Raw genomic sequence first — 23,268 nt, forward strand, 5'->3', positions numbered from 1 at the left:
TTTTGATGATTTAGAAAAAATAAAGCTAAAATCATTGCAAATTACCAGTTCTTGAGTAAAATACCTTTCATGCTGCCAAAAAAGAACTAAAATAAACACAATCTACTAATTAGAAAAGAGAGGCGATCTATTTGAAACTTGCACTCACTATTTTTGTACTCAATGCATGTTATATCACTTTAAACACCTTCCGAACGATGCTGGTCGTTCGTCGTCAACGTCTCTGGGCACCGCTTCTGGCGGTCTTTGAGGAATTCGTCTACGTTATTGCATTGGCGATTGCTTTGAAAAATATTAATTCACCCATCAACGTGATTGCATATACCGTTGGTTTTGGAATTGGTATTTACCTTGGCATTTTAATCGAAGATCACGTGGCACTGGGCTATGTGAACTTCCAAGTTACCGTTAAAATCGATAACGACGACCCCGACTATCAACGCAATAAAAAGTTACCAGAAGACCTCCGGAATAACGGTTACGGAGTCACGGAAACATGGGGCTACGGTCGCGATGGCTCACGTTTGATTTTAAATATCTTGGCACCCCGGAAAGCTGACCGGCGTTTAATGAATCTAATCAATAAACTAGCGCCTGATGCGTTCGTGATGGTCAACGAACCGACTCAAATGTCCGGCGGTTTCTGGAGTAAAGAAGTTGAGCGTCGCTTCCGTAAGGTCGCTCATAAAGAAAAGTAAACCGTTAACCTGCTAGCCATTCGCTAACACTTTCTAACGACTAAGGCTTCATTTTAAATCTAAATCAGTTATTTCAAAACTTAGCACTTAATTACTGGTCTTTAAACAAGTCCAGTTGTTCAAGTGCTTTTTGTATGTCATCAACCGATTTGGCCACTTCTTTAGATTGAACTTTACCATGATATTCTTTGATTTCTGGTACCTGCTTAGGATAGTTTTTCTTTGGCTCAGCCCCACTGGTATTAGAAGTTCGCCGTTTTGAAGGTAGCGAAGTCTTTGGGACTGCTTTACCAGCAGGACGGCCAGCCTTTTCCATATCATCCATCGTTTTATTTAAAAGTGAGTCAACAAAGATGTTACCCTGATTTTCAGCGTGACCCTTCGTCCAAACTAGGGATAATTTTGGAAAATGTGGCAATAATTGATAAACTTGGCGCCATAATTCGGCGTTTATTAACGGACCACTGGAACGTTGCCAGCCTCGCCGCTGCCAGCCTTTCAGCCATCCTTTATTGATGGCGTCTAACACGTACTTGGAATCCAGCACTAAGGTAATATCGGCTCGTTGTTGATGATGATCCAGCAGCGTTTCCAGGGCTTTGATCAGTGCCAGGATTTCCATGCGGTTATTGGTGGCGCCCCATTCGCCATCGGAACCGCTTAAAACGCCGTCTGGAAGTTCCAGGCGGTACGCCCAAGCGGCTGCATCCGTGGCCTGCACGTGGCCACCCTTAACGTTGCCCGTATTACGCGTCCCACCATCCGTGTAGCCAATCACCATTCCAGCTGGTGCATGGTCAGCTAGTTCGCCTGTCGAACCGTCAATAAACGCCTGAGCTTCAGCCTGCGTCTTAAAACTCTTGTACACCGCCCCTGAAAAACCAGAGACTTCTTTTTGGGCGTCCGGCCAGTTAGTATAGATACCAGGATGCTGACCCTTCTTTACCGCGTAGTATTTTGCCAAAGTGTCACCCTCTTTATTATTTTAAATGTTATTAAAGTTTAGTAATTTCTTATTACAATCCCAATAATTCGGTTCGCAATAATATTAATTTTACCGATATTATGCTAAAGTTAATAGTGTAAGCTTTTTCAAAAGCGATTCAAAATACTTATCGTAGTATCCAACGCACAGTATTCCATAGAGGAGGAACTCTGATGTCAGCAATCCACGCCACGCTTATCAACATTGACCAGGCCCATGCACTGTTAAAAGAACAGCGCAGTCAAGCTAATGAATTTTTTCCTGAACTAACTTTAACCGGTCAATATATCCTACCAGATTATCGCCTGACTCGTAAACGGGAAGCGTTTAAAATTCGTAAACATACTTTCTTGAAACGCCATTACAAATCCTACGTTGCGTTTGACTCCGAAAATGGTCAAACCTTGTGGATGCGCAATTTTTCAAGCCTAACTCAGGCATTGTTCTGGTTACAGACTGGTTTAAAACCTGGGGACACGGACAGTCAATTTTCATTAAAGGATTGGCGAGAGGCTCATGAAGATGAAATTAACGGTTATAAAGATCAGCTTCGTCAGCTCCATAAGGAAGCCATTGCTAAAAAGAAAGCGATGGAAGCTCATCATCCGAAGGCCAAAGCCAAGGCTAAAAAACGCGCATAGCCAGTCTCAGTTCTGAAATTTTTCAGAACTTTTTTATTGACTGCGGAAAATAAAGCGTATGCCAAAACTCGTTTAGAACACGAATATAGCAATACTAAAAGTGGGTTCCCGGAACTTTAGGGAGCTCATTTTTAGTGTTGCTATACAGCCGTAATCGGAGTTTTGACACCGATTTAGTCATGCTAGTAGTTTAGAAATTAGTGCTGATTAACGAGGGATGTTCCGTGAACACCTTGCCTTTTGCTCAAAAGTAACGTGTACTTATGCTCACTTCGTAAACCGATTATCACTGAAGAAGGTCTCAACTTCTTGCGGTTGCGTCTTGACGGTCACGCGACCATGATGAATCGCATAGAGAACCTCGGCACGTTCGTTTAGGGCGTCATAGAAGTTATCACGGTTTAAAATCATGCAGTTAGCTTCCTTGCCCTCTTCAATACCATAGTGATCCATGATGTGCATGGCACGGGCGCCATTTACCGTCACGTATTTATACGAGTTCATGATCTGGTCATAGCCCATGGTCTGCGCAACGTGTAAACCAAGGTGCAGTGGGTCCAGCATGTTGCCGTCGCCCATTGGATACCAAGGATCCTTGATATCGTCTTCCCCGAAAGCCACGTTGATGCCATCCGCAGTCAATTCCTTCACTCGAGTCATCCCTCGACGCTTCGGATAGCTATCAAACCGACCACCTAAGAAGGTGTTGACCAACGGGTTCGCAATCATGTTGATTCCAGACATCTTCAGTAACCGAAACAGCTTATAAGCATACGCATCGTTATACGATCCCAGCGCAGTAGTATGACTAGCTGTAACCTTGTCATGCATCCCAGTCTCGTATGCTAAGGTTGCCAAAGTTTCCAGTCCGCGGGCGGCTGGATCATCGATCTCATCGCAGTGAACGTCGATCAGCTTATTGTATTTTTCAGCCAAATCGCTAACAAAATGCAATGATTCCACACCGTACTCCCGGTTGAATTCGTAGTGTGGAATTCCACCAATCGCATCAACACCCATTTCAGCTGCCTGAGTCATCAGTTCCTTGCCATGTGGGAAGGACAGGATCCCCTCCTGTGGAAATGCAACTAGTTGGAGCTCCATGAAGTCCTTCACCTCATCACGAACTTCTAGTAAGGCTTTCAGTGCTGTCAAATTGGGGTCTGTAACGTCAACGTGTGACCGAACAAACTGGGTCCCATGACTGGCTTGTTTTTTCAGCGTCGCCGTGGCACGTTTTTTAACGTCTTCAATCGTCAGGCTTTGCTTTCTTGCCGACCAGATTCGAATCCCGTCAAATAACGTGCCTGATTGATTCCACTCCGGGTCGCCGGCAGTTAACGTCGAATCCAAGTGCACATGCGGGTCAACGAATGGTGGCAGCAGCAATTTACCACGACCATCGATCAGCCCTTCACTTTCCCCAGGCTCAATGTGATTCGCAATCTTAGTAAACTTCCCGTCCTCGATCCGGACGTCTTTCAACGTGTCATCGTTTTCAATCGATACCTGCTGTATCAGCATCATCATACCCCCAGCGAACTTATTAGTTACGTTAATTATAACACGATGACTACCCAACTTAGGACACAGAAAAAGTTTTGTACAAATACATATGCTTAAAAGTGGCTGCAATACTGGTCCATTTAATGTATTAGGTACGCAGGCATACCACTTCCCATTCAGTTCACCATTTACAAGTCACTCGCTATATTTTGAACCAGCACACTCCTAATATTGTGAATTAGAAAAAGCATTTAAAAGCCAATTTTTAGGACTTTTGACAAAAAATTCACAAATCAAATAATTGAAAGCGGATTCAAAACAAGTTATCCTTGAACCGTATCAGGAAGACAATTAGTCGTGAACCAATTTGCATTTTACTTAGGAGGTATAGCTAATATGGCTTATGCAACAATTAATCCTTATAACAATGAAGTCGTTAAAGAATACCCATATGCAACTGAAGAAGAATTGCAAGCTGCTTTAGCAACTGGTCACGCGCTCTACAAGAAGAACCGTAAACAGCCGATTGCTGAACGAGCAAAGATTTTGCACAACGTAGCAGCTAAATTACGTGAACACTCAGATGAATTAGCTCGTGCTTGTACCATTGACATGGGCAAATTACTTCGTGAATCGGAGGGTGAAGTAGAGCTTGTCGCCATCATTGCCGATTGGTTCGCTGACCATGGTGAAGAGATCATCGCACCCGAAAAGGTTGACACGATTGCCACTGGCCAAGCTGAAATTCGGCACTCTGCAACCGGTATCGTCATGATGGTTGAACCGTGGAACTTCCCGTACTACCAAATCATGCGGGTCTTCGCGCCAAACTTTATCGTTGGTAACCCAATGATTTTAAAGCACGCTGCTAACACTCCAGCCAGCGCTCAAATGTTTGCTGACGTTGTCAAGGAAGCCGGTGCTCCAGACGGCGCATTGACTAACTTATTCTTATCCTACGATCAAGTTACCGAAGCCATCGAGGATCCTCGTGTTCAAGGTGTTGCATTAACCGGATCAGAGCGTGGCGGAACTGCCGTTGCCGGGGCTGCTGGCAAGAACCTGAAAAAGAACACCATGGAACTGGGCGGCATGGATCCATTTATCGTTCTAGGTGATGCAAACATGGATGACGTTAACAATATTGCATGGCGGGCACGGCTCTACAATACGGGTCAGGTCTGCACGTCTTCAAAGCGTTTTATCGTGATGGATAACGTCTACGACCAATTTGTCGATGCTTTGAAGGATAAATTCAGTAAGGTGGTTCCAGGAGATCCGCTAGACCCAGGCACCTCACTTGCACCAATGAATAAAGCATCCGCCAAGGCGAAGTTACAAAAGCAAGTTGATGCTGCGGTTGAAGCCGGGGCCACTGTGGCCTATGGAAACAAACCCATCGACTTGCCAGGTCAATTCTTCATGCCAACGATCTTAACGGATATTGATAAGAATAATCCGGCTTACAGTCAAGAATTATTTGGCCCGGTTGCCTGCGTCTACAAAGTTCATTCTGAAGAAGAAGCGATTGATTTAGCCAATGACAACCCATACGGCTTGGGTGGGATCGTCTTCTCCGGCAATGCTGATCACGGCGCTGAAGTCGCGGCCCAGATCGAAACTGGCATGGTCTTTGTTAATAACTTCATGTCAACGCTGCCAGAATTACCATTCGGCGGTGTAAAGCTTTCCGGTTACGGCCGTGAAATGAGCCACATCGGTGAAATGGCCTTCACTAATGATCAACTGATCGTTAAGGCTGACAAACCGAACATGGACAATTTGGCTGGTGGACTGGTCGCAACGGACCCTGCGCCTGAACCACAACACAGCTAATCCATTCAAATTGGTAATAAAATAGTTTGATTTCATATCAGCGTACCCACTTTTAGCGGGTGCGCTGATTTTTTTGAAAATTCAGTTTGTATTTTAGTCAATCGGTCAAAACCTAAAGCTGATCAAACTAAAATGGGTGTCCATCAACGAGCCAAAACACTTGTCACAGCAACCGTTCTCCTCTATAGTGTGCTTAGAAGATCAATGTGAATAGACGACATCCGGAGGCGCGGTGCCATGACGAACTTTAAGCGTAAATCACTATCACTACCCAAAACATTGACGTTGGGCTTTATTGTCATTATTTTGATCGGCACCATTTTACTGAGCCTGCCGCTTGCAACAAAGGGGAGCCATGCCACCTCTATTCTCGACGCCTTATTTACAGCTACGAGCGCCACCTGCGTCACCGGCTTAACTCTGGTCAATACCGCGCTGCACTGGACTTTATTCGGTCAGATCGTGATTATGCTACTCATGGAAATTGGCGGTTTAGGTTTTATGACTTTTGCTGTGATGCTATTTTTATTTATGCGCCGCCGCATGCGGCTTTCCACTCGATTGCTAGCTCAGGAATCACTGAACCTAGATAATCTATCGCAAATTAGCGTCATTAAACTAATTCTATTATTGTCGCTGATTATTCAAGTTGTCGGAGCGGGCTTGTTATTAATTGATTTTTATCCCCGATTCGGTTTAGTCAAGGGCGCTTGGTTTAGCATCTTCCACGCGGTGTCTGCCTTTTGTAACGGTGGTTTTGATCTATTTGGCAATAGTTTAGAAGGCTTTGCCAGTGACACGTACCTTCTTTGCATTATGTCAATTTTGATCATTGCCGGCTCGTTTGGCTTTTTAGTTTGGCAGGATCTGCTGCTTTATCCCAGACGGCATCGCTTATCGTTGCACACCAAGCTAGCTTTGGGAAGCGGCACCGTCATTGGCTGGCTGTCCGTATTGGTTTACTTTCTAAGTGAAGATAACCTAGCTCAATTAGACGGTCAGCTATCTTATTTTCATCGATTAGTAAATACGGTCTTTATGGCAATTACACCGCGGACGGCCGGTCTAATCACACTCCCCTATCAGCACCTTTCAATTGCTGGGATTACCTTTACCATGCTGCTGATGTTTATTGGCGGAACGCCCGGCTCAACTGCGGGTGGAGTCAAGACTACCACCATTGGCTTGCTAACTATCCAAAGCCTAGCGACCCTACGTGGCAAACGCGATGCAACCTTTGGTCATCGTCGGTTCACGCAGGATAACATCTTTCGGGCGCTAACGCTGATTTTTGTCGCGTTTACGATTTTAGCAGTGGCAGTTCTGATTCTGTGTGCGACGCAGCCGTTACCTAAAAATGGCGGTTTAGAGAAGGTCGGCTTTGAAGTTCTAGCCGCCTTTGGCACAACCGGCATCTCGCTGGGCCTAACGCCACACCTCAACGTATTAGGCAAGCTTATTATAATGTTTCTCATGTTTATCGGTCGTGTGGGTCTGTATACGGTCATGTTTTCAATCCTCAATGCCAATCGAAAGCAACAGAACTATCGCTACCCAGAGGAGAGTGTGCTAATTGGTTAAACCAGTAAAACGCGAGAACTATGCGGTTATTGGCCTGGGACAGTTCGGCAGTGCGATCTGTCAATCACTGGTGGAATCCGGCCAAGAGGTCCTGGCCATTGATAGTGACGAGGAACGGGTCAATGAATTCACTAACATCGTTACCCAGGCGGTCATTGCTGATGCCCAGGATGAAGATACCTTAAAAGAGCTAGAAATTGGCAGTTTTGACCACGTTTTTATTTCTATCGGTCAAAATATTCAAGCCAGTATCTTGGCAACCCTTCTTTCTAAAGAATTAGGGGCAAAAGACGTTATTTGTAAAGCTGAAAATGAAAGCCATGCGCGGGTTTTAGAGAAAATTGGCGCAGATCAAATTGTGCGCCCTGAACGCGATATGGCCCGTCGAATTGTCTTTCATCAACTCCAGCCCAACATTGTTAACTATTTGATGCTTAACGATCAAGTCACAATGGCCGAGATCAAGGTCGATAGTCCGGCCTTTATTGGTAGAACTCTTGATGAACTGGAAGTGCGCAATAAGTACCACATTAACGTGGTTGCCATTAAAACCGAGGGAAAAGTTAACTTATCCCCCGCTGCTGACGATAAGTTAAAACTTAATGATCTAGTATCTGTAATCGGTGCAACTGAAGATGTGAATCAATTTAATGAAGATGCACAATCTTCCACACCTGATGCTTAATTCATGGTATCCTGAAAACTAATGGAAAGTTTTCAAGGAGGTTATTGATATGGTTAATACATTTCCACAAGCAATGACGATTGCCGGTTCTGACTGTGATGGTAGCGCTGGGATGCAAGCAGATATGCATACCTTTTTTACCCGGGAAGTCTATGGTATCTCAGTCATGACCACTCTAGTGGCTGGTAATTCGTATGGCATTCATGCTTCTCACATGCTGCCAACTGATTTTATCGATCAGGAGTTTAAAGACGTTGCAGATGATTTTAAAGTTGGCGCTTGCAAGACGGGTATGCTCGCGGATACGACACTGATTCGAGACGTGGTCAAGAACTACCAGCAATACGATTTTGGTCCCATGGTAGTTGATCCAGTCATCATGACTAAGCACGGTAACATGCTGCTTGAAGAAGAAGCTTACGAAACTATGCGCAACGAACTGATTCCGTTAGCAACCGTGGTCACACCCAACTTCTATGAGACTCAAAAGATGGCTGAAATGACGCTGAAGTCCGATGATGATTTAGTTAAAGCAGCCCACAAATTACAGGACTTGGGGGCTAAAAACATTATCGCCAAGGGCTATCATCAAGACGCCTCGCAAACTGAGGTCCGTGATTATGTGCTCCTCGAAAGTGGTGATGGCTTTTGGTTAACAGAACCTTATCACCACACTGATCACGTCAATGGCACCGGCGACTCACTGTCAGCCTGCATCGCAGCAGAACTGGCTAAGGGTGAAACGGTTGAAAATGCCATTCGAACAGCCAAGCGCTTCGTGAACGTTGCCATTGGCAATCCCATTGACGTTGGTCATAAATTTGGCCCAATCAACCACTGGGCAGCTCAACGAGAAGTATAAGGCTGTAGAGGATCAACATCATTAAAAACTAAACTATGAGGTGGTCGATTTTAGCGTTTGAAGTTGACCACCTCATTTATTTATCCAAACATTCATTTTATTTTGTCACGCCGCTTTGGGGGAATCTTGCCATGATTTGATTTCTCTTGCATTTCAGAATAGACGTGTTACACTAATTAATTGTTAGCCATCTAGCATAATTTAATTGTTAGTTTGCTAGCATTCTGATTAGAAAGGATTCTTAAAATGACAGACTATGGCAAGATGTTAAAACACGCTACTAATCAAATGAACCGTGCAATGGATCAGTATGCCCGCCAATTTGGCGTGACCGGCGTGCAAATGTCTATTTTAGACTACTTGGGCTCGCATGGAAACGTCCTGCAGCACGATATTGAAGTTGAATTCGCCATTCAACGCTCGACCATGACGGTGACACTGCAGCGTATGGAGAAGGCCGGACTGATTTACCGAACCGAATCGGCGAAGGATGCGCGGCAAAAAACGGTTAATATGAGTGCTAAAGCTCAGCCAATTCAAAACCGGGCATCAGCGTACATTCAAGGCCAGCAGCAGGCGATGCAACAGAAATTCTCGTCAGCAGAATTACGTCAATTCGAACAGGTTTTAGAGTATTTTATTAAATTGAATGGGAGTGAGAACTAAGCATGACACAAAAGATGTCAGAAAAAGTATCCCCTAAGGTCATCGGTGCCATCATTGCCGCCGGACTGATGTCGTTTTGCGGTGTGATCATCGAAACAGCAATGAACATTACCTTTCCAACCCTAATGAAAGAATTTAATGTCACCACTAACTTAGTTCAGTGGATGACCACGATCTACTTATTAGTGGTGGCCTCAATGGTGCCGTTATCGGCGACCTTAAAAAAACGCTTTAAAATGCGCAGCTTGTTTTTATGTGCCATTATTTTCTTTATAGCTGGGGTTGTGATTGATTTTGTAGCCACCCAGTTTTGGATGTTGCTCCTGGGCCGAGCCATTCAAGGGTTCGGAACTGGTATTGCGCTCCCCTTAATGTTTAACATTATCTTGGAACAAGTGCCAATGTCAAAAAGGGGCACAATGATGGGCATTGGCACCATGATTACCGGTGTGGCACCCGCGATTGGTCCGACGTTTGGTGGCCTGGTGGTGTCAACGTTAGGCTGGCGTGACATCTTCGTCTTTCTCATGCCGCTATTGCTTATTTCCCTTATTTTGGGCCTGCTATGTATCCAACAAAAAGTGCCCACTCGGTCGGCCTCAATCGATCAGCTCAGTGTCATTCTCATTATCCTGACCTTTTGCGGTTTGATCTTTGGTATTAGTAACTTCGGCAGTTTGCCGTTTCTGAGTTGGCAAGTGATTGGAGCACTCGTACTGGGCATCATCGCGTTCATCGCCTTTATTATTCGCAGCCAACACCTGGACGAACCAATTCTAGACATTAAACTATTTAAAAATCGTCGCTTTAACCTGAACTTGTTAGCATTTGCCTTGGTTCAAACGGTTGCCTTGGGACTTTCCTTTTTACTGCCAAACTACATTCAACTAGTAAATGGCAATACCGCGCTAACGGCCGGATTAATTGTCTTACCTGGTGCAGCCTTAGGTGCGATTATTGGCCCCTTCAGTGGTCGCATTTATGACGGGATCGGTGCTAAGTTCCCATTGCGTCTAGGTAATTTTCTAGCACTGATCGGTGTCCTTGGTCTGGCACTCATGGGCACCCACCTAAGCAACGTTGTCATTTTAGGCTGGTACACCTTCTTTATGTTAGGCATCGGCTTGCACTTTGGTAATCTCATGACAAACGGTCTGAAAACTATTGATCCGGTGGCAAATAGTGATGGTAACGCGATCTTCAACACCACTCAGCAATTTATGGCCGCCCTCGGGACAAGTATGTCGGCTGCCATTGTGGCAGCGTCTCAGACTAAGATCAGCAATCAATCTACAGCGACTGCCGTTGGTTCAACACACGCGTTTTTTGTTCTGTTACTATTTCTAATTGGCGAAATGATTGCTATTTGGACGATTACACGCCCAACTCGGAATCACAAGTCAGCGACTAAGTCTGCAGAATAATTTAAATTTAGGTCTGATAGCAACAAATCTAGCCTGGCACTAACTAACACCTTAACCTCTGATAAACAAAATATTCGGTTACTTTTATTGAACGGCTAACTTTCTGATTGATTCAGTAGTTTAGCCGTTTTTATGTACTATTAATTACTCGAGGCTACTGTCTTTCTACTCTCTAATCGCGCTCCACTTGCCCTAAACCAAGAAAAATCCCCCTTAAATTAACGGATATGACAACTTTTCATCCGTTGACCTCAGAAGGATGCTGACTGATTCTAATAGCCATTAAACTAGAATAAGTTTTTATCATTTAAATTTGTCTTCAACTTGTAACCCTTCATAATCGATCTCTTCATCGACTGCCCCAGATCCGTTCAGCGCCACAACACCGACAACAATCAGGAGAAGTCCAATCACTTGTCCCACTGAGAAAGTTTCGTGAAATAACACCGCACCCATTGCGGCGGTCAAAATCGTCCCCGCACCTGACCAAAGGCCATATGCGACGCTCAGCGGTACGACTCGCATTGCAAACGATAAACTATACAGCATTAGGAGGAATACCGCTATACTAAGCAACGTCCAGAAAAGTTGCGTAAACCCATCCGATAACTTGAGTGCCATCGTGCCGCCAATCTCAGTAACGATTGCGACGCCCAGTGCAAAATAATATTTGATCATCAGCTCACACCTCGCATTACATAATATTTAGCATGACCGTCCCTAAAATAATACACGCAACACCCATGATCTTGGCTCGGTTAAGCCGTTCTCGAAATATAACAACGCCTAAAAAGACCGTGAACAACGTGCCGATAGCGCCCCATAAGGCGTACGCAACGCCTAGGTCCAGCCACTTTAAGGACTTGGAAAATAAAAATAACGTAATGGTATAGCCAATGACAAGAAGTATCGTTGGTAATAACCGGTGGAAGCCATCCGCTTCCTTCAGCATGGAACTGCTGAGAATTTCAAATACGATTGCGGCAAACAAAAATCCGTATCCTAAAAGCATCCGATCATCCCATTTCTATTAGCGTTTAGTTACAGTTTACACCTAATTTTAATGCTTAGAATAAACTTTTGCTCACCATTTTGATGGATTCCACATCCGCCCATCTAATTCTCCTTGAGCTTGTTTTAAACGTCGTTGCTGCTCCTCACTTAACTCGGCTAAAGCTAGGTACAACGCCCTTTCTTTAAACTGCGGTGTCTGTGCCGCCAACGCTAGCAATTGTTGTGTCGCCCATGTTTGTTCAGCCATCAGCTGTCCTCCATATTCTGAATCATTTTCAAATTAGTTTTTAAATCGTTCAAATCGGCTTGATTATTTTTTAGCTGTTCTAAGATCAACGTTAATTGCTGTTTTTGTTCTGAAGGCTTTTGTGCAATCAGCGACTGGAACTGGGTCGTTAACCAATCAGCTTGAGCTTCAAAATGATCTAAGTCTCCTTGAGTCAAATACCGCTGATAATTGATCAATAACTTAGCTTTCTCCGCATCTGTCTGATATCCGAATTGATCGATCACAAAAGTCGGTAAAAAAACCATTTTAAGCTTATGTGCCAGTGCTTGAAACGGCGTCATTATTTGTGAAACACTAAAATGTTCAGGGGCACCAGCTTTGAAATTCCTGGCTGGCGAGCCAAGGCTAACTGCAATCCCTAATTCTTTTCCTACGAGGGCCCCTGCCGCCTCCGGATATGCAAATTGACGTGTCAGTACCTGATCGAGCCAATTCTTTAAAACTGCCGGCGCACTGTACCAGTAAAGCGGGAATTGTAAGATGATTCGGTCTGCTTGGCGTAATAACCGCTGCTCAGCCGTGATGTTTAACGGTTCCGCAGTGACTGGATGCCACGTCACACTGGGCAATTCGGCGGCCCGTTTTAAGAACTGCTGCGTGCTTGAATCTGGTAGTTCTGGATGGCCAATAATAACGAGTGTTTTGATAGGATCGCCCCCAAATAGAATTAACTTAAATTTACGGCAATTTCATCTTAGCACAGACAAATGACGATGGATGCCCAAATGCTTAGGCCTAATTGTCCAAAAGTTGATTGCTCACAATTTAATTAATGTTTATTGGTCAACTTTGCTTGCTTAAGCGTTTTCACAAACTTATACTTAAACTATTCTATTTGGAAAGGATGTTTATTTGGTATGAATAAGCGGAACTTTGGTTGGTTCAAGCTATTTGGTTTAGTTTTGGTATTTGGTTTAATTTTAACGGGGTGCAGTCAAAAGAAGTCGACATCATCAGCTTCTAAGGACAAAACCCCAATCGTTGTAGCAACGTCTGGGACACTTTACCCAACGTCATATCACGATCAGAAAACGAATAAGTTAACTGGTTTTGATGTGCAAATTGTCAGAGCAGTGGCCAAAAAACTTGGTCGCCCCGTTAAATTCCAGGAGATGAACGTGGACGGCCAATTAACTGCAGTCAAAACTGGCAAAGCTGATATGGCGGCAAACGACTTTGGTATCTCACCTCAACGGAAGAAAGAATTTACTTTGTCGACACCTTACAAGCACTCATTTAATAGCATTGTCGTCCGCAAGAAAGATGATTCAGGTATCCATTCCTGGGCTGATATAAAGGGTAAAAAGGCCGCTGGTGAAGCGGGAACTAGCTATCAACGGTTGGCGAAACAGTTAGGCGCGAAGACCGTCAACTACAACAACGTTTCTAACGATGTTTACTTCCGTGATGTTAAAAATGGTAAGACTGATTTGATCATGAATGACTACTATTTGCAAAAACTAGCTTTAAAAGCGACTCCAAATAGCGGTTTGAAGATTTTGCCAAACATGTACTTCACAACTAGCGATGACGGCTCTGGAGTCGGTATCCTGATGAAGCACGGGAACACTAAGCTCGTTAAACAAGTCGATAATGCCTTGGCCGCATTGAAAAAGGATGGCACTTTAAAGAAGATCTCTGAAAAGTACTACGGTGCTAATGTCACCAAGAAACCAAACGTCAAGATCTCCAGAAACTTCGTCATTAAAAAGTAGGTGCTGTTTAAATGTCGTCGTTTTTAAGTCATTTATCCATCCCCAACTTTTTCAACGCACCGTTGGCCTTCTCATCTATTCCTAAGATTATGACTGGGTTCCCAGTTTCAATTGGGCTAACAATTATTAGCTTCATTCTCGCCTTGATTTTAGGACTGTTTCTAACACTGGCTCAGATGAGTCATTTTCGGTTACTGCATTGGGCAGCCAGAGCATTTATTTCATTTATGCGTGGCGTGCCAATGCTGGTGATTTTGTTCGTGGTTTACTTTGGCTTTAGTGCCAGTGCGCTGCCAGCCGCCGTGATCTCATTTACACTTAACTGCAGTGCGTTCGTCTCAGAAGTCTTTCGGTCATCATTTTTAGCAGTTGATAAAGGTCAGTGGGAAGCGGCTTACTCATTAGGTCTGCCCTATTCAAAAGTCGTTCGTAAAATTGTTTTCCCGCAAGCTTTTCGAATCTCGATTCCTGCTTTAGGCAACATTTTACTGGACCTCTTCAAGGGAACGTCGTTAGCTGCGATGATTACAGTGAGTGAAATGTTCATGCAGGCCCAAATCGTGGCCGGTGCTAATCAAGATTACATGACGATCTACATTATGATTGCAATTATTTACTGGTTCTTCTGCTGGTTATTAACCATTGGACAAACCAGTCTGGAACATCACCTCGCAATTCCTGAAAATTAATTAGACTCACAAAACGGTTTTGAGAAAGTCCTTCTCAAAGCCGTTTTTGCAGTGTGTTTATAGGGAGAGTACGGTAGCGACCGTGACTACCGTGAATAGTCAAGGCAAGAGCCAGTTGATAGCTCTGCTTTTGCTATCCATAGATACTGTAATCTTTCAATGTAATGAATCTTTGTGGTTTTCGTATCGGTTTAGTAAAAGTTATCCAAATCATTATCAAAAACAGCGCTCAGACGCTAGCTCCTGTATCCGACTGAAACGATTAACTTCATTTTTAAAAGACAGTAAAAAAAGACCCACTGACCAAACGATCAGTGGGTCTTTCGGGCTTAATTAAGAATTAAGCAACAGTAACGTTAGCAGCTTGTGGGCCGCGGTCGCCGTCTTCAACGTCCAAAGTTACGTGTTGGCCTTCTTCAAGAGTCTTGAAGCCGTCAGCATTGATAGCTGAGAAATGTACGAATACATCTGAGCCGTTTTCAAGAGTGATAAAACCGTAACCTTTGTCAGCATTGAACCATTTAACAGTACCTTGTTCCATTAGAATGAAACCTCCATGCGCCTTGCGCAAATATATTTTGCATTTGAAACTTGTGAATAAGGAGCCATTCTAAAAAGAACGTTGTACCTTTTCCCGAAGCCTAAATACATTAACAATAGAATAACAGGTTCTTTGAAAAAGTGCAACAATATGTGCTCAAAAAGATTTAAACTTTTCTATTTTTCATTTAGAACCGTCTTATGCTACAGCAGATATAATGTTGATTACTCATTAGTTTGAAATTAGACCCTTTCAAGGTCCAGCCATTTTTGAATAACAGCCAATCACTCAAAGATTACTTGACCTACCCACAGAAATCTAACGAATCAGTAGTTCAATCGTACTCTTCTGAGGCGCAAAATTTAAGCCTGCAACACGTTCTTTTAAGATCTTCGAGTACTCATCCAATACATCATCTGGAAGCGGTGTTGTCTCTCCTAATTTGGCAAGAACGTCGTCTGCGCTGTCAACTGATGCCAAATCAATGAATAAACGCATGTTACCCACCGTATCACGTAGCAGATCAGTCAATAAACTATTGGGCTTGCCCTCCAAGTCTGTCACGACAAGCTGGCCGCCATCGACAGTATGGTGGTTAACCGTGATCATTTTAAGAATGTCAAATACGCTATCCATGTTCCGCTCCTCCACTTTCAAATTCAATTTGTGCTTATTATACACGATGTGAGACAAGTCTGAAAGCCAACTTCGAAACATTGTCTACTTTGCGCCAATAACTCGCCAACCCGGTCGTAAATGAAAGACCCACTGGGTGCCGACGTACGTATGATTTTTAACGCCAGCACTAAAAAGCAAACGAAATTCTTCGTTCCGGTAAACCCGATACGATCGGCTGATCGTCACTTTATTGTGTGGTGCGTTGCGCAAAACGATGGCCTCGCCCTTAGCTGGATCCGTTTTTGTCAGACCCTTATCCAACGGGTTAGTTTTGTAGAGGTAGACCCGTTCGTTCTGGGTGCCGATTTGTTTATACATCAGCACCCGCTGTTGTGTATTTAAACTCGACGTGAGCGGATAGGAATTTTGCTTGACCACCGTCTTCATGCCAAAGTATTGATCAAAATTGAGAATCATTAAAACAATGCTACCCACCGTGAAAACTAGGCCAATCAAGACCCAGACCGCTTTTTTCAGCCCTGGCTTCATAAAGATCATTGCGAACGAGAAAAGCAGAGCGCCAATAAATAAAATAATTGCAACCATGCTATTGCGCCCCCTTCGTATCTTTCAAGAAGAACGTCAAAATCAGTCCGAGTACGGCAAAGGAAGCAGCAATGGCAAATGCATAGCGGAAGCCGACGACGTTTGCCTGCAACGCTAATTTTTTGAATAAGATCGGCGTAGCTTGAGCAACGGCATGCCCTGGCGTCCGCGCCGTTGTCACGTTTGACATCACAGAAACCAAAATGGCAGTCCCCATTGACGCAAAGACTTGACGCGCAGTGTTATTGACCACCGTGCCATCACCAATCAAGCGCAGCGGTAAAGCATTCATCCCAGTCGTGGTCACGGGCATCATGACCATAGAGATACCAAGCATCCGGACCGTGTAGAGACTGACAATGTCAATAACAGGCGTCGTGGCAGTAATGGTAATGAATGAGGCCGTCGTGACCGTCAGTAAAAACATCCCTGCAATGGCCATATTTCGAACACCTAAGCGATCAAAAATTCGACCGGTGATCGGGTTCATGACACCAATCACGATTGCCCCTGGTAACAGCGTCAGCCCAGAAGCCAGTGGTGACTCGCCGCGCACCGTTTGCAGATACAGTGGCAATACCAGAGTAAAACCGTTCATGGACATAAAAGAAACCGAAACCAGAATGGCTGAAAGAGTAAATTCCTTGTGTTCGAACACTTTGAACTGCAGCAATGGATTCTTGATCCGAGTCGAACGCCAAACAAACAGCGCAACTACGATCACACCGACCGTCAGCGTAACGTAAACGATCGGGTCAGTCCACTGATAATCACCAACCGAAGAAAAGGCGAACAGCATGGAACCAAAACCGATCATGGACATTAAAACCGACAACCAATCGATTGGAGCTTTCCGAGTTGGCAATACCTTTCGCAGAGTAAACCAGCCTAGAACCAAAACGACTAGTGAAATGGGCATGATGGAAAGAAACAACATCCGCCATGAATAGTGGATCAGCAACCAGCCAGAAAATGTCGGCCCAATTGCGGGTGCCAGGCCAACAACCAGTCCAGCAGTTCCCATGGCTGCACCACGTTTCGACGGTGGAAAAATGGACGTCATAATGGTTTGGTAAACGGGCGCGGTGATGCCGACCCCAGACGCCTGAATTAGACGTCCCAGTAAAATTTCCCAGAAATCAGTCGCAAAATAACACGCAATGGTGCCAGCCAAAAATATTAGAATGGCAGAAAGATACAATTTACGCGAATCAAAACGCTGGAGAAAAAAGCCAGTAATCGGCATAACGATCCCCATGACCAGCATGAATCCAGTGGTCAGCCACTGAACCGTGTTGGCAGAAATACTAAACGATTTCATCAGGGTTGGAAATGCCGTTGTGAGCATCGTCGAAGTTAGAAAAGTACTAAACGTACCAATCAGCAACGTCAAAACCAGCGCAATTCTATTATAGAGACGCCCCTGCTGGTCGACGGGGTGATCCACCGTACTTACATTATCGGCCAATTTTAATCATCCTTTACTTAGTCTTTTAAACAATTTTACTTGAACTTTAGGTAGCGCAATTTTTGCCAGGTCGTTGGTTGTCAGCCATTTACCCGGGAAAAAGCTTAAATCTACATTTGAATCTAGTTGTGCGCTCAGCAACGAGATCAACCACTGCCGGTGCGTAAACGTATGCTTAACTGGTTTGCCACCGATTGGGACGACGTGCAGCTGGAGGCCAAACTCGTCTTGAAATAATTGTTCCAACAGTGTTAACCGTTCCTCATCGGTGACCATGTCAGGGGTGTCACTTCGAGCCAGCACATCATCTTCAGCAATTAATGGAAACGTCCAAAAGTTAGCTAACAAACCGTTTCCTGGACGTTTGACCATCAAGAAACTGTCTGCGTGCTGGATCACCAGACCGTAATAGGCCACTTTAACGGGCCTAGGCTTCTTTGATTTAACCGGAAACTGCATTTCCACCCCATCTAAATAGGCTTGATTAAAGGCTTTCACTGGGGAATGGGCAGAATCTGGATGCTTGGCACTCATGTAGCTGGCACCAAGGTCCATAATTGCTTGATTAAAATCTCCAGGTCGGTCAGGTGAAATGATACGGCTGATCACCTTTTCAAACACCTGGCGAGTCTGCGGTTTTGCAATGTCGAGGTCAATTTCGAGCAAACGGGAAAAAACGCGAAATGCATTTCCGTCCACCGCTGGTACAGGCAGATTGAAAGCAATACTAGCAATTGCCCCAGCTGTATAAGGACCAATGCCGGCTAATTCACGCAGCCCTTCAACCGTACGCGGCCACTTGCCACCATGATCGTTAACAATCTGTCCGGCCGCCTTTTGCAGGTTACGCGCCCTAGAATAGTACCCAAGACCCTCCCAGGCCTTCATTAGATCGGCTTCAGACGCTTTAGCCAGATCGCCGACCGTTGGAAAACGAGTCATAAACCGCTCGTAATAAGGAATCACGGTATTAACTTGGGTTTGCTGCAACATGATTTCGGAGACCCACACGTGGTAAGGATCATGATCTTCTCGCCAGGGTAAATGACGTCCGTGCGCATCATACCAGTTAAGTAATGTTTGCCGGAAAGCCTGTATTTGTTCGTCTGACCATTCCACCATAACTACTCCTTCACCGCGGCAAGTAACCGCACGACCTGTTGGCTGGCATCGTCCACTTGCCAACTGGCAACCACCGGTTCTTCATAAAAGTCCGTTTCGAGGCTTAGTTGGTGATTCTGAGCGTAATTTTGAATCTGTTGAAACCCTTCTAACAACGGTTTATCACCATGGTGATAGGCAATCACATATCGGCCGCCAGCTTGGGTTGCATCCGGTGTCACCTCACTGCCCGTCATTAGGGTCGTGTAGAGTTGTGATACCTGATCGGGATTCCCAGTCTCAATAGCGTGTTTAGGATGAACTCGGCCAACAGTGATGTGGACGGGTGAGGTGGCGTTAGCATCCATCACGTGGCTGACGTGCTTTTCAAGAAACGGCGTGAGGGACTCCACATTATCGGGAATTTGAGTCGTTAGTATGTTAACTGGTGGCCGGTTGACGACCGTGGCCACATCCGGCATGGCTTGACGGGCCGTTTCTTGACTAGTGATTTCCTTTGCCAACTGCTGGGAAGCAGTACTAAGTTGAGTGAGCTGTTCTTCAATTAATTTTTGCTGGTACTTCAACATTTTAATGTGGTCTTCGCCATAATTCTGCACGGCCGCCTTGGTCGTGTTAAGATCAGGCTCTAATCCCACCATCGCCTGCAATGACAACCACTGGTTAACCTGAGCTAAATCATACGAACGACGACCATTCTTATCACGATTTACGGGCTCGAATAACCCTAATTCGTCGTAACAATCAAGCAAATGGCGATCAATATTTAAAAGTTGGGCGAACTGGCCTGCTGACAGTTGCGGACGTTGTATCAATTTAATCACCTCATAAGAACTACAACGACTTGACGACAATAATTTGCTTCGATATTATCAAACTGGATAGATTTTGGAATTGAGAGGGAGGAACTATGAGAACTAGAATGGCAGTGATCGGGATCGCGGCAATTTTGCTACTGGCGGGCTGCTCAAAGAATTTATCAAATTCGAAGCACCAGTCTGACAATCAAGGCGTCATGTCGCAAAATCAAACGGTCACAATTGTCGAACAGACGCCGTTAAATACCGTTGATATTTCCAAAGTTTCTAGTTTCAATAAGCTGAGAAGCTCGACGGAGGGTCTCTTTCGTATGGGTAAAAACGGGCGAATCAACGCCGGCCTCGCAAAAAGTTATCACATGAGTAAGGACGCCAAAACTTATACGTTTAAGTTACGAAAAGATGCCCGTTGGAGCAACGGTCAGCCCATAACCGCTTCGGACTTCGTCTACTCTTGGCGGCGTAGTGTGAAACCCGCCACCCAGTCGGTGAATGCCAATTTATTTTCCGGCATTAAAAACGCCAACCGGATTCGGCACAGTGAACTCCCACCCAAGGATCTCGGCGTCAAAGCCCTCTCAAAACGAGAATTACAAGTCAAATTGGACCACCCAATCGTGTATTTTGAAACCCTATTAGCTTACCCGTTGTTCGCACCTCAAAGCCCAGTTGCCGTTCACCGGTACGGGGCAAAGTACGGCACTAGTGCAGATAAGCAGATCTACAGTGGTCCATTTAAGCTAATCAAGTGGCATGCTGACAGCCAGTCTCGAACGTTGGTACCGAACCCCTATTACTGGGATAAAGCTCACGTGTATCTCAACCGGCTCACCATCACTACAACCAAATCACCGGCTCAAAACCTCAAAGATTTTAAAGCCGGCAAAGTCGCTGAGATTCAGCTCGTTGGTAGCCAGATTCCAGCCAATAAAAACGACCCTTCATACGTTGTCCGGCCGTTTTCCATGATGCGCGTAATCTCTTATAATTTTAACACAACAAACCGCGCCAATAAAAAGCTCATTAATAATCGTAACGCTAGATTGGCAATTTCGCACGCAATTAATCGCCGCAAATTGATCAATCAAGCACTTCAAAACGCTTCGTTACCGCCAAAAGGCTTTGTTACCGCTGGTTTAAGCAAGAATAGTCTAAATCACTCAGACTTTGCTGATCAGCAGGAAGCTTCCTCTTATGTTCGTGGCAATAACCACCTAGCAGTCACAGAATGGCACAAAGCCCAACATCAGTTAGATATCAAGACCAGCACCCTCACGCTATCCACGGCCGATGACCCAATCAGTCAAAGGGTCGCCCAGAATGTCAAAATGCAGTTGGAAAGTCATTTACATGGATTAAGGGTCAACATCCATGCATTTTCACAAAGTAATATTGGTAAACGGGTTATCAGTGGCAACTACCAGCTCCTGCTGACAGGTTGGGGAGCGGACTACCCAGATCCCTTATCGTTCCTTCAACTGATGACAAATAATAGTCGGCATAACTATGGTCATTGGTACAACGCTAAATATAACCGATTGGTAGACACCATCAGTAATAATCAAAGTACGAATACCCAACAGCGATGGAACGAGATGTTAGCAGCGGAAAAAATTCTGACTGAACAACAGGGAGTTACCCCGCTTTATCAGCAAGCAGACAGTTACTTAACCAATCCAAAATTGAACGGTGTTGTTCATAACATCAGTGGTGTGCTTGCAGACTATAAGAGCGCCTATTTAGTGAAATGAGTTTTATTAGCTAGTTGGTAGCTCAATGCTCTATCGGCGAGTGCTTTTCATTCTGGATACTAAAAAGGTCAACCATTATGGTCCCCTATAAGGAGATCACGCTGGTTGACCTTTTTTGTAACCGTGATTTTGATTATTGCCTGTCGTGAACTGTTACTGGCAGCTCGCCTGCATTTGAACCAAAATTACTCATCTTCATGCTTTCGACGTTTGATACCAAACAATGCTAACAGTGAGGTCAGCAATGATAAACCAATCAGAGCATCTGAGCTATTCTTTTCATTAGTCTGTGGTAACCGGTTGGTATTCTTGTGACTGCCTTGAACATTGGCAACGTGGTTTGCTGATTCAGTAACTGTCGTTTTAGCTGCTGCTCCAGTTGTTACACCAGCGTTAGTACCGCCTTTGTGACCACTATCTTTACCCCCGTTTCCGTTGTTGATGCCTTGACCTTTATCAACGACCTGGGTGGTGGTAGGTCCTTGTGCTTGACCTGAACCGCCATTAGGATTTGATGGTACAACGACGCTAGTATCACCACCAGAATCTGTAGTAGTGCCACCGTCATCCACGTAGGTAATCATAAATGTTCCACTCTTGAAATTATCACTTGTTAAGGCATAGTCAGGGTTGGCTTCCATGATGCGTTGCTGTGCTTCTGGCTTTAAAGCAACGGTGTAAACGCCAGGCGCTGTTGGTACACCATCAACAATTCGACCATTCGCGTCGGTAAATACGAAATCATCATTAGTCAATGTGACATGGTGAGTGAGCTTGCTGCCGTAAGTGACAGTGAAGTCAGGTGTCTTGTCACCAGAAGTAATCGTCACATCATTTACAGTGACATCGTCAGTCGCTTGACTTGGGTCAGTTGATTGAGGCTTGACCGTGTACGTTGCTGGTAAGAAGTTGTACGCATAAAGGACATAGTCAGGGTTGGCTTGCTTAATCAATTGTTGCGCTGCTGGGCTGAGGCGAACATTGTAGGTGCCGGCGTCAACAGGAATAACGTTGGTCCAGTGACCAGTAGCATCTTGAAATTCAAAGTCACTATTATTCAATGCAACATGATTAGTAATTGTCTTGCCATAGGTGACTGTAAAGTCAGGAGCTGATTCACCAAATGTAGTTTCAGCATCATTAACCGCAACTTCATTATCGCTAACAGATGGGTCTAGCGCCTGTTGTGTAATTGTGTAGGCTCCAGCTATGAAGTCACTAGCACTGAACGTGTAGTTCGGGTTAGCCGTTTCAATCCGCTGAATAACTGCCGCATTCAATGCAACTTGGTAAGTACCTACATTCGTTGGAATGGTGGCACTACCATCGAATGTAAAGTCCGCATTCGTTAGATCAACGTGGTTGACCACTTTGTCACCGTAAGTAACGGTGAACGTTGGTGTTGCATCACCATAAGTGATCGCTTGATTGTTAACAGTAACTTTGGTCTCTGCATCCTTCGGATCAGTGGCTAATGGATTAATGGTATAAGTCCCACCAATGAAGTCACTGGCACTGAACGTGTAGTTCGGGTTAGCTCCTTCGATCTTCTGAATAGCAGCATCATTCAATGCAACTTGGTAAGTGCCCACATTCGTTGGAATCGTAGCACTGCCGTCAAATGTAAAGTCCGTATTCGTTAGATCAACGTGGTTGACCACTTTATCACCGTAAGCAACGGTGAACGTTGGCGTCTTATCACCATAGGTGATCGTTTGATCGTTAACGGTAACTTTGGTCTCTGCATCCTTTG

General features: G+C 44.7%; 24 protein-coding genes. 11 read left to right on the forward strand and 13 right to left on the reverse strand.

Features of this window, described 5'->3' with window-relative positions; genetic code table 11:
* Positions 1-131 precede the first annotated feature (131 nt).
* Positions 132-698 (forward strand): DUF2179 domain-containing protein, encoded by a 567-nt coding sequence (locus tag GM612_RS10700; protein ID WP_155432344.1) that lies wholly within the window; start codon positions 132-134, stop codon positions 696-698.
* Positions 699-789: 91 nt separating this feature from the next.
* On the opposite strand, the gene GM612_RS10705 is transcribed toward GM612_RS10700, so the two are convergent.
* Positions 790-1,662: a ribonuclease H family protein gene (locus GM612_RS10705; protein WP_155432345.1), complete on the reverse strand. Its 873-nt coding sequence runs from the start codon at positions 1,660-1,662 to the stop codon at positions 790-792.
* 194 nt (positions 1,663-1,856) lie between these two features.
* Between GM612_RS10705 and GM612_RS10710 the strand changes: the two genes are divergently transcribed.
* Positions 1,857-2,324, forward strand: coding sequence for a hypothetical protein (locus GM612_RS10710; RefSeq protein ID WP_155432346.1), 468 nt, complete (start codon positions 1,857-1,859; stop codon positions 2,322-2,324).
* Positions 2,325-2,591: 267 nt separating this feature from the next.
* Here the strand turns inward: GM612_RS10710 and codA are convergent, their stop codons facing one another.
* Positions 2,592-3,848, reverse strand: coding sequence for a cytosine deaminase (gene codA, locus GM612_RS10715; protein ID WP_155432347.1), 1,257 nt, complete (start codon positions 3,846-3,848; stop codon positions 2,592-2,594).
* Positions 3,849-4,226: 378 nt separating this feature from the next.
* Between codA and GM612_RS10720 the strand changes: the two genes are divergently transcribed.
* The 6 genes from GM612_RS10720 (at position 4,227) to GM612_RS10745 (ending at position 10,884) form a co-directional block, all read left to right on the forward strand.
* Positions 4,227-5,666: an NAD-dependent succinate-semialdehyde dehydrogenase gene (locus GM612_RS10720; RefSeq protein WP_155432348.1), complete on the forward strand. Its 1,440-nt coding sequence runs from the start codon at positions 4,227-4,229 to the stop codon at positions 5,664-5,666.
* A 237-nt stretch (positions 5,667-5,903) separates the two neighbouring features.
* The gene (locus GM612_RS10725) at positions 5,904-7,247 is read left to right on the forward strand and encodes a TrkH family potassium uptake protein (RefSeq protein ID WP_155432349.1); all 1,344 of its coding nucleotides are present in this window, start codon (positions 5,904-5,906) and stop codon (positions 7,245-7,247) included.
* Positions 7,240-7,932 carry a potassium channel family protein gene (locus tag GM612_RS10730; protein ID WP_155432350.1) on the forward strand — a complete coding sequence of 231 codons (693 nt, stop codon included), beginning with the start codon at positions 7,240-7,242 and terminating at the stop codon, positions 7,930-7,932. Before GM612_RS10725 ends, GM612_RS10730 begins: the two co-directional genes overlap by 8 nt.
* 49 nt (positions 7,933-7,981) lie before the next feature.
* Positions 7,982-8,794: a bifunctional hydroxymethylpyrimidine kinase/phosphomethylpyrimidine kinase gene (gene thiD / locus GM612_RS10735; RefSeq protein ID WP_155432351.1), complete on the forward strand. Its 813-nt coding sequence runs from the start codon at positions 7,982-7,984 to the stop codon at positions 8,792-8,794.
* Between the two features lie 246 nt (positions 8,795-9,040).
* Positions 9,041-9,460, forward strand: coding sequence for a MarR family winged helix-turn-helix transcriptional regulator (locus tag GM612_RS10740; RefSeq protein WP_155432352.1), 420 nt, complete (start codon positions 9,041-9,043; stop codon positions 9,458-9,460).
* A 2-nt stretch (positions 9,461-9,462) separates the two neighbouring features.
* Positions 9,463-10,884, forward strand: a complete 1,422-nt coding sequence (locus GM612_RS10745) for an MFS transporter (RefSeq protein WP_155432353.1) — start codon at positions 9,463-9,465, stop codon at positions 10,882-10,884.
* Between the two features lie 303 nt (positions 10,885-11,187).
* On the opposite strand, the gene GM612_RS10750 is transcribed toward GM612_RS10745, so the two are convergent.
* The 4 genes from GM612_RS10750 to GM612_RS10760 form a co-directional block, all read right to left on the reverse strand.
* Entirely contained in the window at positions 11,188-11,562 is a 375-nt protein-coding gene (locus tag GM612_RS10750; protein ID WP_155432354.1) for a DMT family transporter, read from the reverse strand.
* Between the two features lie 16 nt (positions 11,563-11,578).
* The gene (locus GM612_RS10755; RefSeq protein WP_155432355.1) at positions 11,579-11,896 is read right to left on the reverse strand and encodes a DMT family transporter; all 318 of its coding nucleotides are present in this window, start codon (positions 11,894-11,896) and stop codon (positions 11,579-11,581) included.
* Positions 11,897-11,968: 72 nt separating this feature from the next.
* Complete coding sequence (locus GM612_RS12235; RefSeq protein WP_173021268.1) at positions 11,969-12,145, reverse strand: hypothetical protein; 177 nt, start codon at positions 12,143-12,145, stop codon at positions 11,969-11,971.
* The gene (locus GM612_RS10760; RefSeq protein ID WP_343031896.1) at positions 12,145-12,855 is read right to left on the reverse strand and encodes an NAD(P)H-dependent oxidoreductase; all 711 of its coding nucleotides are present in this window, start codon (positions 12,853-12,855) and stop codon (positions 12,145-12,147) included. Before GM612_RS10760 ends, GM612_RS12235 begins: the two co-directional genes overlap by 1 nt.
* A 189-nt stretch (positions 12,856-13,044) precedes the next feature.
* Here GM612_RS10760 and GM612_RS10765 point away from each other — a divergent pair, with 189 nt between their 5' ends.
* Together GM612_RS10765 and GM612_RS10770 are read left to right on the forward strand one after the other, a co-directional pair.
* Complete coding sequence (locus tag GM612_RS10765; RefSeq protein WP_155432357.1) at positions 13,045-13,902, forward strand: transporter substrate-binding domain-containing protein; 858 nt, start codon at positions 13,045-13,047, stop codon at positions 13,900-13,902.
* A gap of 11 nt (positions 13,903-13,913) precedes the next feature.
* Positions 13,914-14,591 (forward strand): amino acid ABC transporter permease, encoded by a 678-nt coding sequence (locus tag GM612_RS10770; RefSeq protein ID WP_155432358.1) that lies wholly within the window; start codon positions 13,914-13,916, stop codon positions 14,589-14,591.
* Positions 14,592-14,931: 340 nt separating this feature from the next.
* Here the strand turns inward: GM612_RS10770 and GM612_RS10775 are convergent, their stop codons facing one another.
* From GM612_RS10775 to GM612_RS10800, 6 genes are all read right to left on the reverse strand, one after another.
* Positions 14,932-15,132: a cold-shock protein gene (locus GM612_RS10775; RefSeq protein ID WP_054653587.1), complete on the reverse strand. Its 201-nt coding sequence runs from the start codon at positions 15,130-15,132 to the stop codon at positions 14,932-14,934.
* Between the two features lie 318 nt (positions 15,133-15,450).
* Positions 15,451-15,768, reverse strand: coding sequence for a hypothetical protein (locus tag GM612_RS10780; protein WP_155432359.1), 318 nt, complete (start codon positions 15,766-15,768; stop codon positions 15,451-15,453).
* An 84-nt stretch (positions 15,769-15,852) separates the two neighbouring features.
* Positions 15,853-16,356: a DUF4811 domain-containing protein gene (locus GM612_RS10785; RefSeq protein ID WP_155432360.1), complete on the reverse strand. Its 504-nt coding sequence runs from the start codon at positions 16,354-16,356 to the stop codon at positions 15,853-15,855.
* A 1-nt stretch (position 16,357) separates the two neighbouring features.
* A complete protein-coding gene (locus tag GM612_RS10790) occupies positions 16,358-17,824 on the reverse strand; it encodes an MDR family MFS transporter (RefSeq protein ID WP_155432361.1) in 1,467 nt (488 codons plus the stop codon).
* Positions 17,825-17,830: 6 nt separating this feature from the next.
* Positions 17,831-18,946: an A/G-specific adenine glycosylase gene (gene mutY / locus GM612_RS10795; RefSeq protein ID WP_155432362.1), complete on the reverse strand. Its 1,116-nt coding sequence runs from the start codon at positions 18,944-18,946 to the stop codon at positions 17,831-17,833.
* A gap of 2 nt (positions 18,947-18,948) precedes the next feature.
* Positions 18,949-19,761 (reverse strand): MerR family transcriptional regulator, encoded by an 813-nt coding sequence (locus tag GM612_RS10800; protein WP_155432363.1) that lies wholly within the window; start codon positions 19,759-19,761, stop codon positions 18,949-18,951.
* A gap of 95 nt (positions 19,762-19,856) precedes the next feature.
* On the opposite strand from GM612_RS10800, the gene GM612_RS10805 reads away from it, so the two are divergent.
* Positions 19,857-21,515, forward strand: coding sequence for a peptide ABC transporter substrate-binding protein (locus GM612_RS10805; protein WP_155432364.1), 1,659 nt, complete (start codon positions 19,857-19,859; stop codon positions 21,513-21,515).
* A gap of 185 nt (positions 21,516-21,700) precedes the next feature.
* Here the strand turns inward: GM612_RS10805 and GM612_RS10810 are convergent.
* Positions 21,701-23,268: MBG domain-containing protein (locus GM612_RS10810; RefSeq protein ID WP_155432365.1), on the reverse strand; the 1,568-nt coding region annotated here is incomplete at its 5' end.

The organism is Secundilactobacillus folii (genome assembly GCF_009720675.1).
In the GTDB taxonomy this organism is placed as follows: domain Bacteria; phylum Bacillota; class Bacilli; order Lactobacillales; family Lactobacillaceae; genus Secundilactobacillus; species Secundilactobacillus folii.

Coding starts and splice junctions, on each gene's coding strand:
- GM612_RS10710 (WP_155432346.1), top strand. CDS start 1,857: ATGTCAGCAATCCACGCCACGCTTATCAACATTGACCAGGCCCATGCA.
- codA (WP_155432347.1), bottom strand. CDS start 3,848: ATGCTGATACAGCAGGTATCGATTGAAAACGATGACACGTTGAAAGAC.
- GM612_RS10720 (WP_155432348.1), top strand. CDS start 4,227: ATGGCTTATGCAACAATTAATCCTTATAACAATGAAGTCGTTAAAGAA.
- GM612_RS10725 (WP_155432349.1), top strand. CDS start 5,904: ATGACGAACTTTAAGCGTAAATCACTATCACTACCCAAAACATTGACG.
- thiD (WP_155432351.1), top strand. CDS start 7,982: ATGGTTAATACATTTCCACAAGCAATGACGATTGCCGGTTCTGACTGT.
- GM612_RS10740 (WP_155432352.1), top strand. CDS start 9,041: ATGACAGACTATGGCAAGATGTTAAAACACGCTACTAATCAAATGAAC.
- GM612_RS10745 (WP_155432353.1), top strand. CDS start 9,463: ATGACACAAAAGATGTCAGAAAAAGTATCCCCTAAGGTCATCGGTGCC.
- GM612_RS10750 (WP_155432354.1), bottom strand. CDS start 11,562: ATGATCAAATATTATTTTGCACTGGGCGTCGCAATCGTTACTGAGATT.
- GM612_RS10755 (WP_155432355.1), bottom strand. CDS start 11,896: ATGCTTTTAGGATACGGATTTTTGTTTGCCGCAATCGTATTTGAAATT.
- GM612_RS12235 (WP_173021268.1), bottom strand. CDS start 12,145: ATGGCTGAACAAACATGGGCGACACAACAATTGCTAGCGTTGGCGGCA.
- GM612_RS10765 (WP_155432357.1), top strand. CDS start 13,045: ATGAATAAGCGGAACTTTGGTTGGTTCAAGCTATTTGGTTTAGTTTTG.
- GM612_RS10770 (WP_155432358.1), top strand. CDS start 13,914: ATGTCGTCGTTTTTAAGTCATTTATCCATCCCCAACTTTTTCAACGCA.
- GM612_RS10775 (WP_054653587.1), bottom strand. CDS start 15,132: ATGGAACAAGGTACTGTTAAATGGTTCAATGCTGACAAAGGTTACGGT.
- GM612_RS10780 (WP_155432359.1), bottom strand. CDS start 15,768: ATGGATAGCGTATTTGACATTCTTAAAATGATCACGGTTAACCACCAT.
- GM612_RS10785 (WP_155432360.1), bottom strand. CDS start 16,356: ATGGTTGCAATTATTTTATTTATTGGCGCTCTGCTTTTCTCGTTCGCA.
- mutY (WP_155432362.1), bottom strand. CDS start 18,946: ATGGTGGAATGGTCAGACGAACAAATACAGGCTTTCCGGCAAACATTA.
- GM612_RS10805 (WP_155432364.1), top strand. CDS start 19,857: ATGAGAACTAGAATGGCAGTGATCGGGATCGCGGCAATTTTGCTACTG.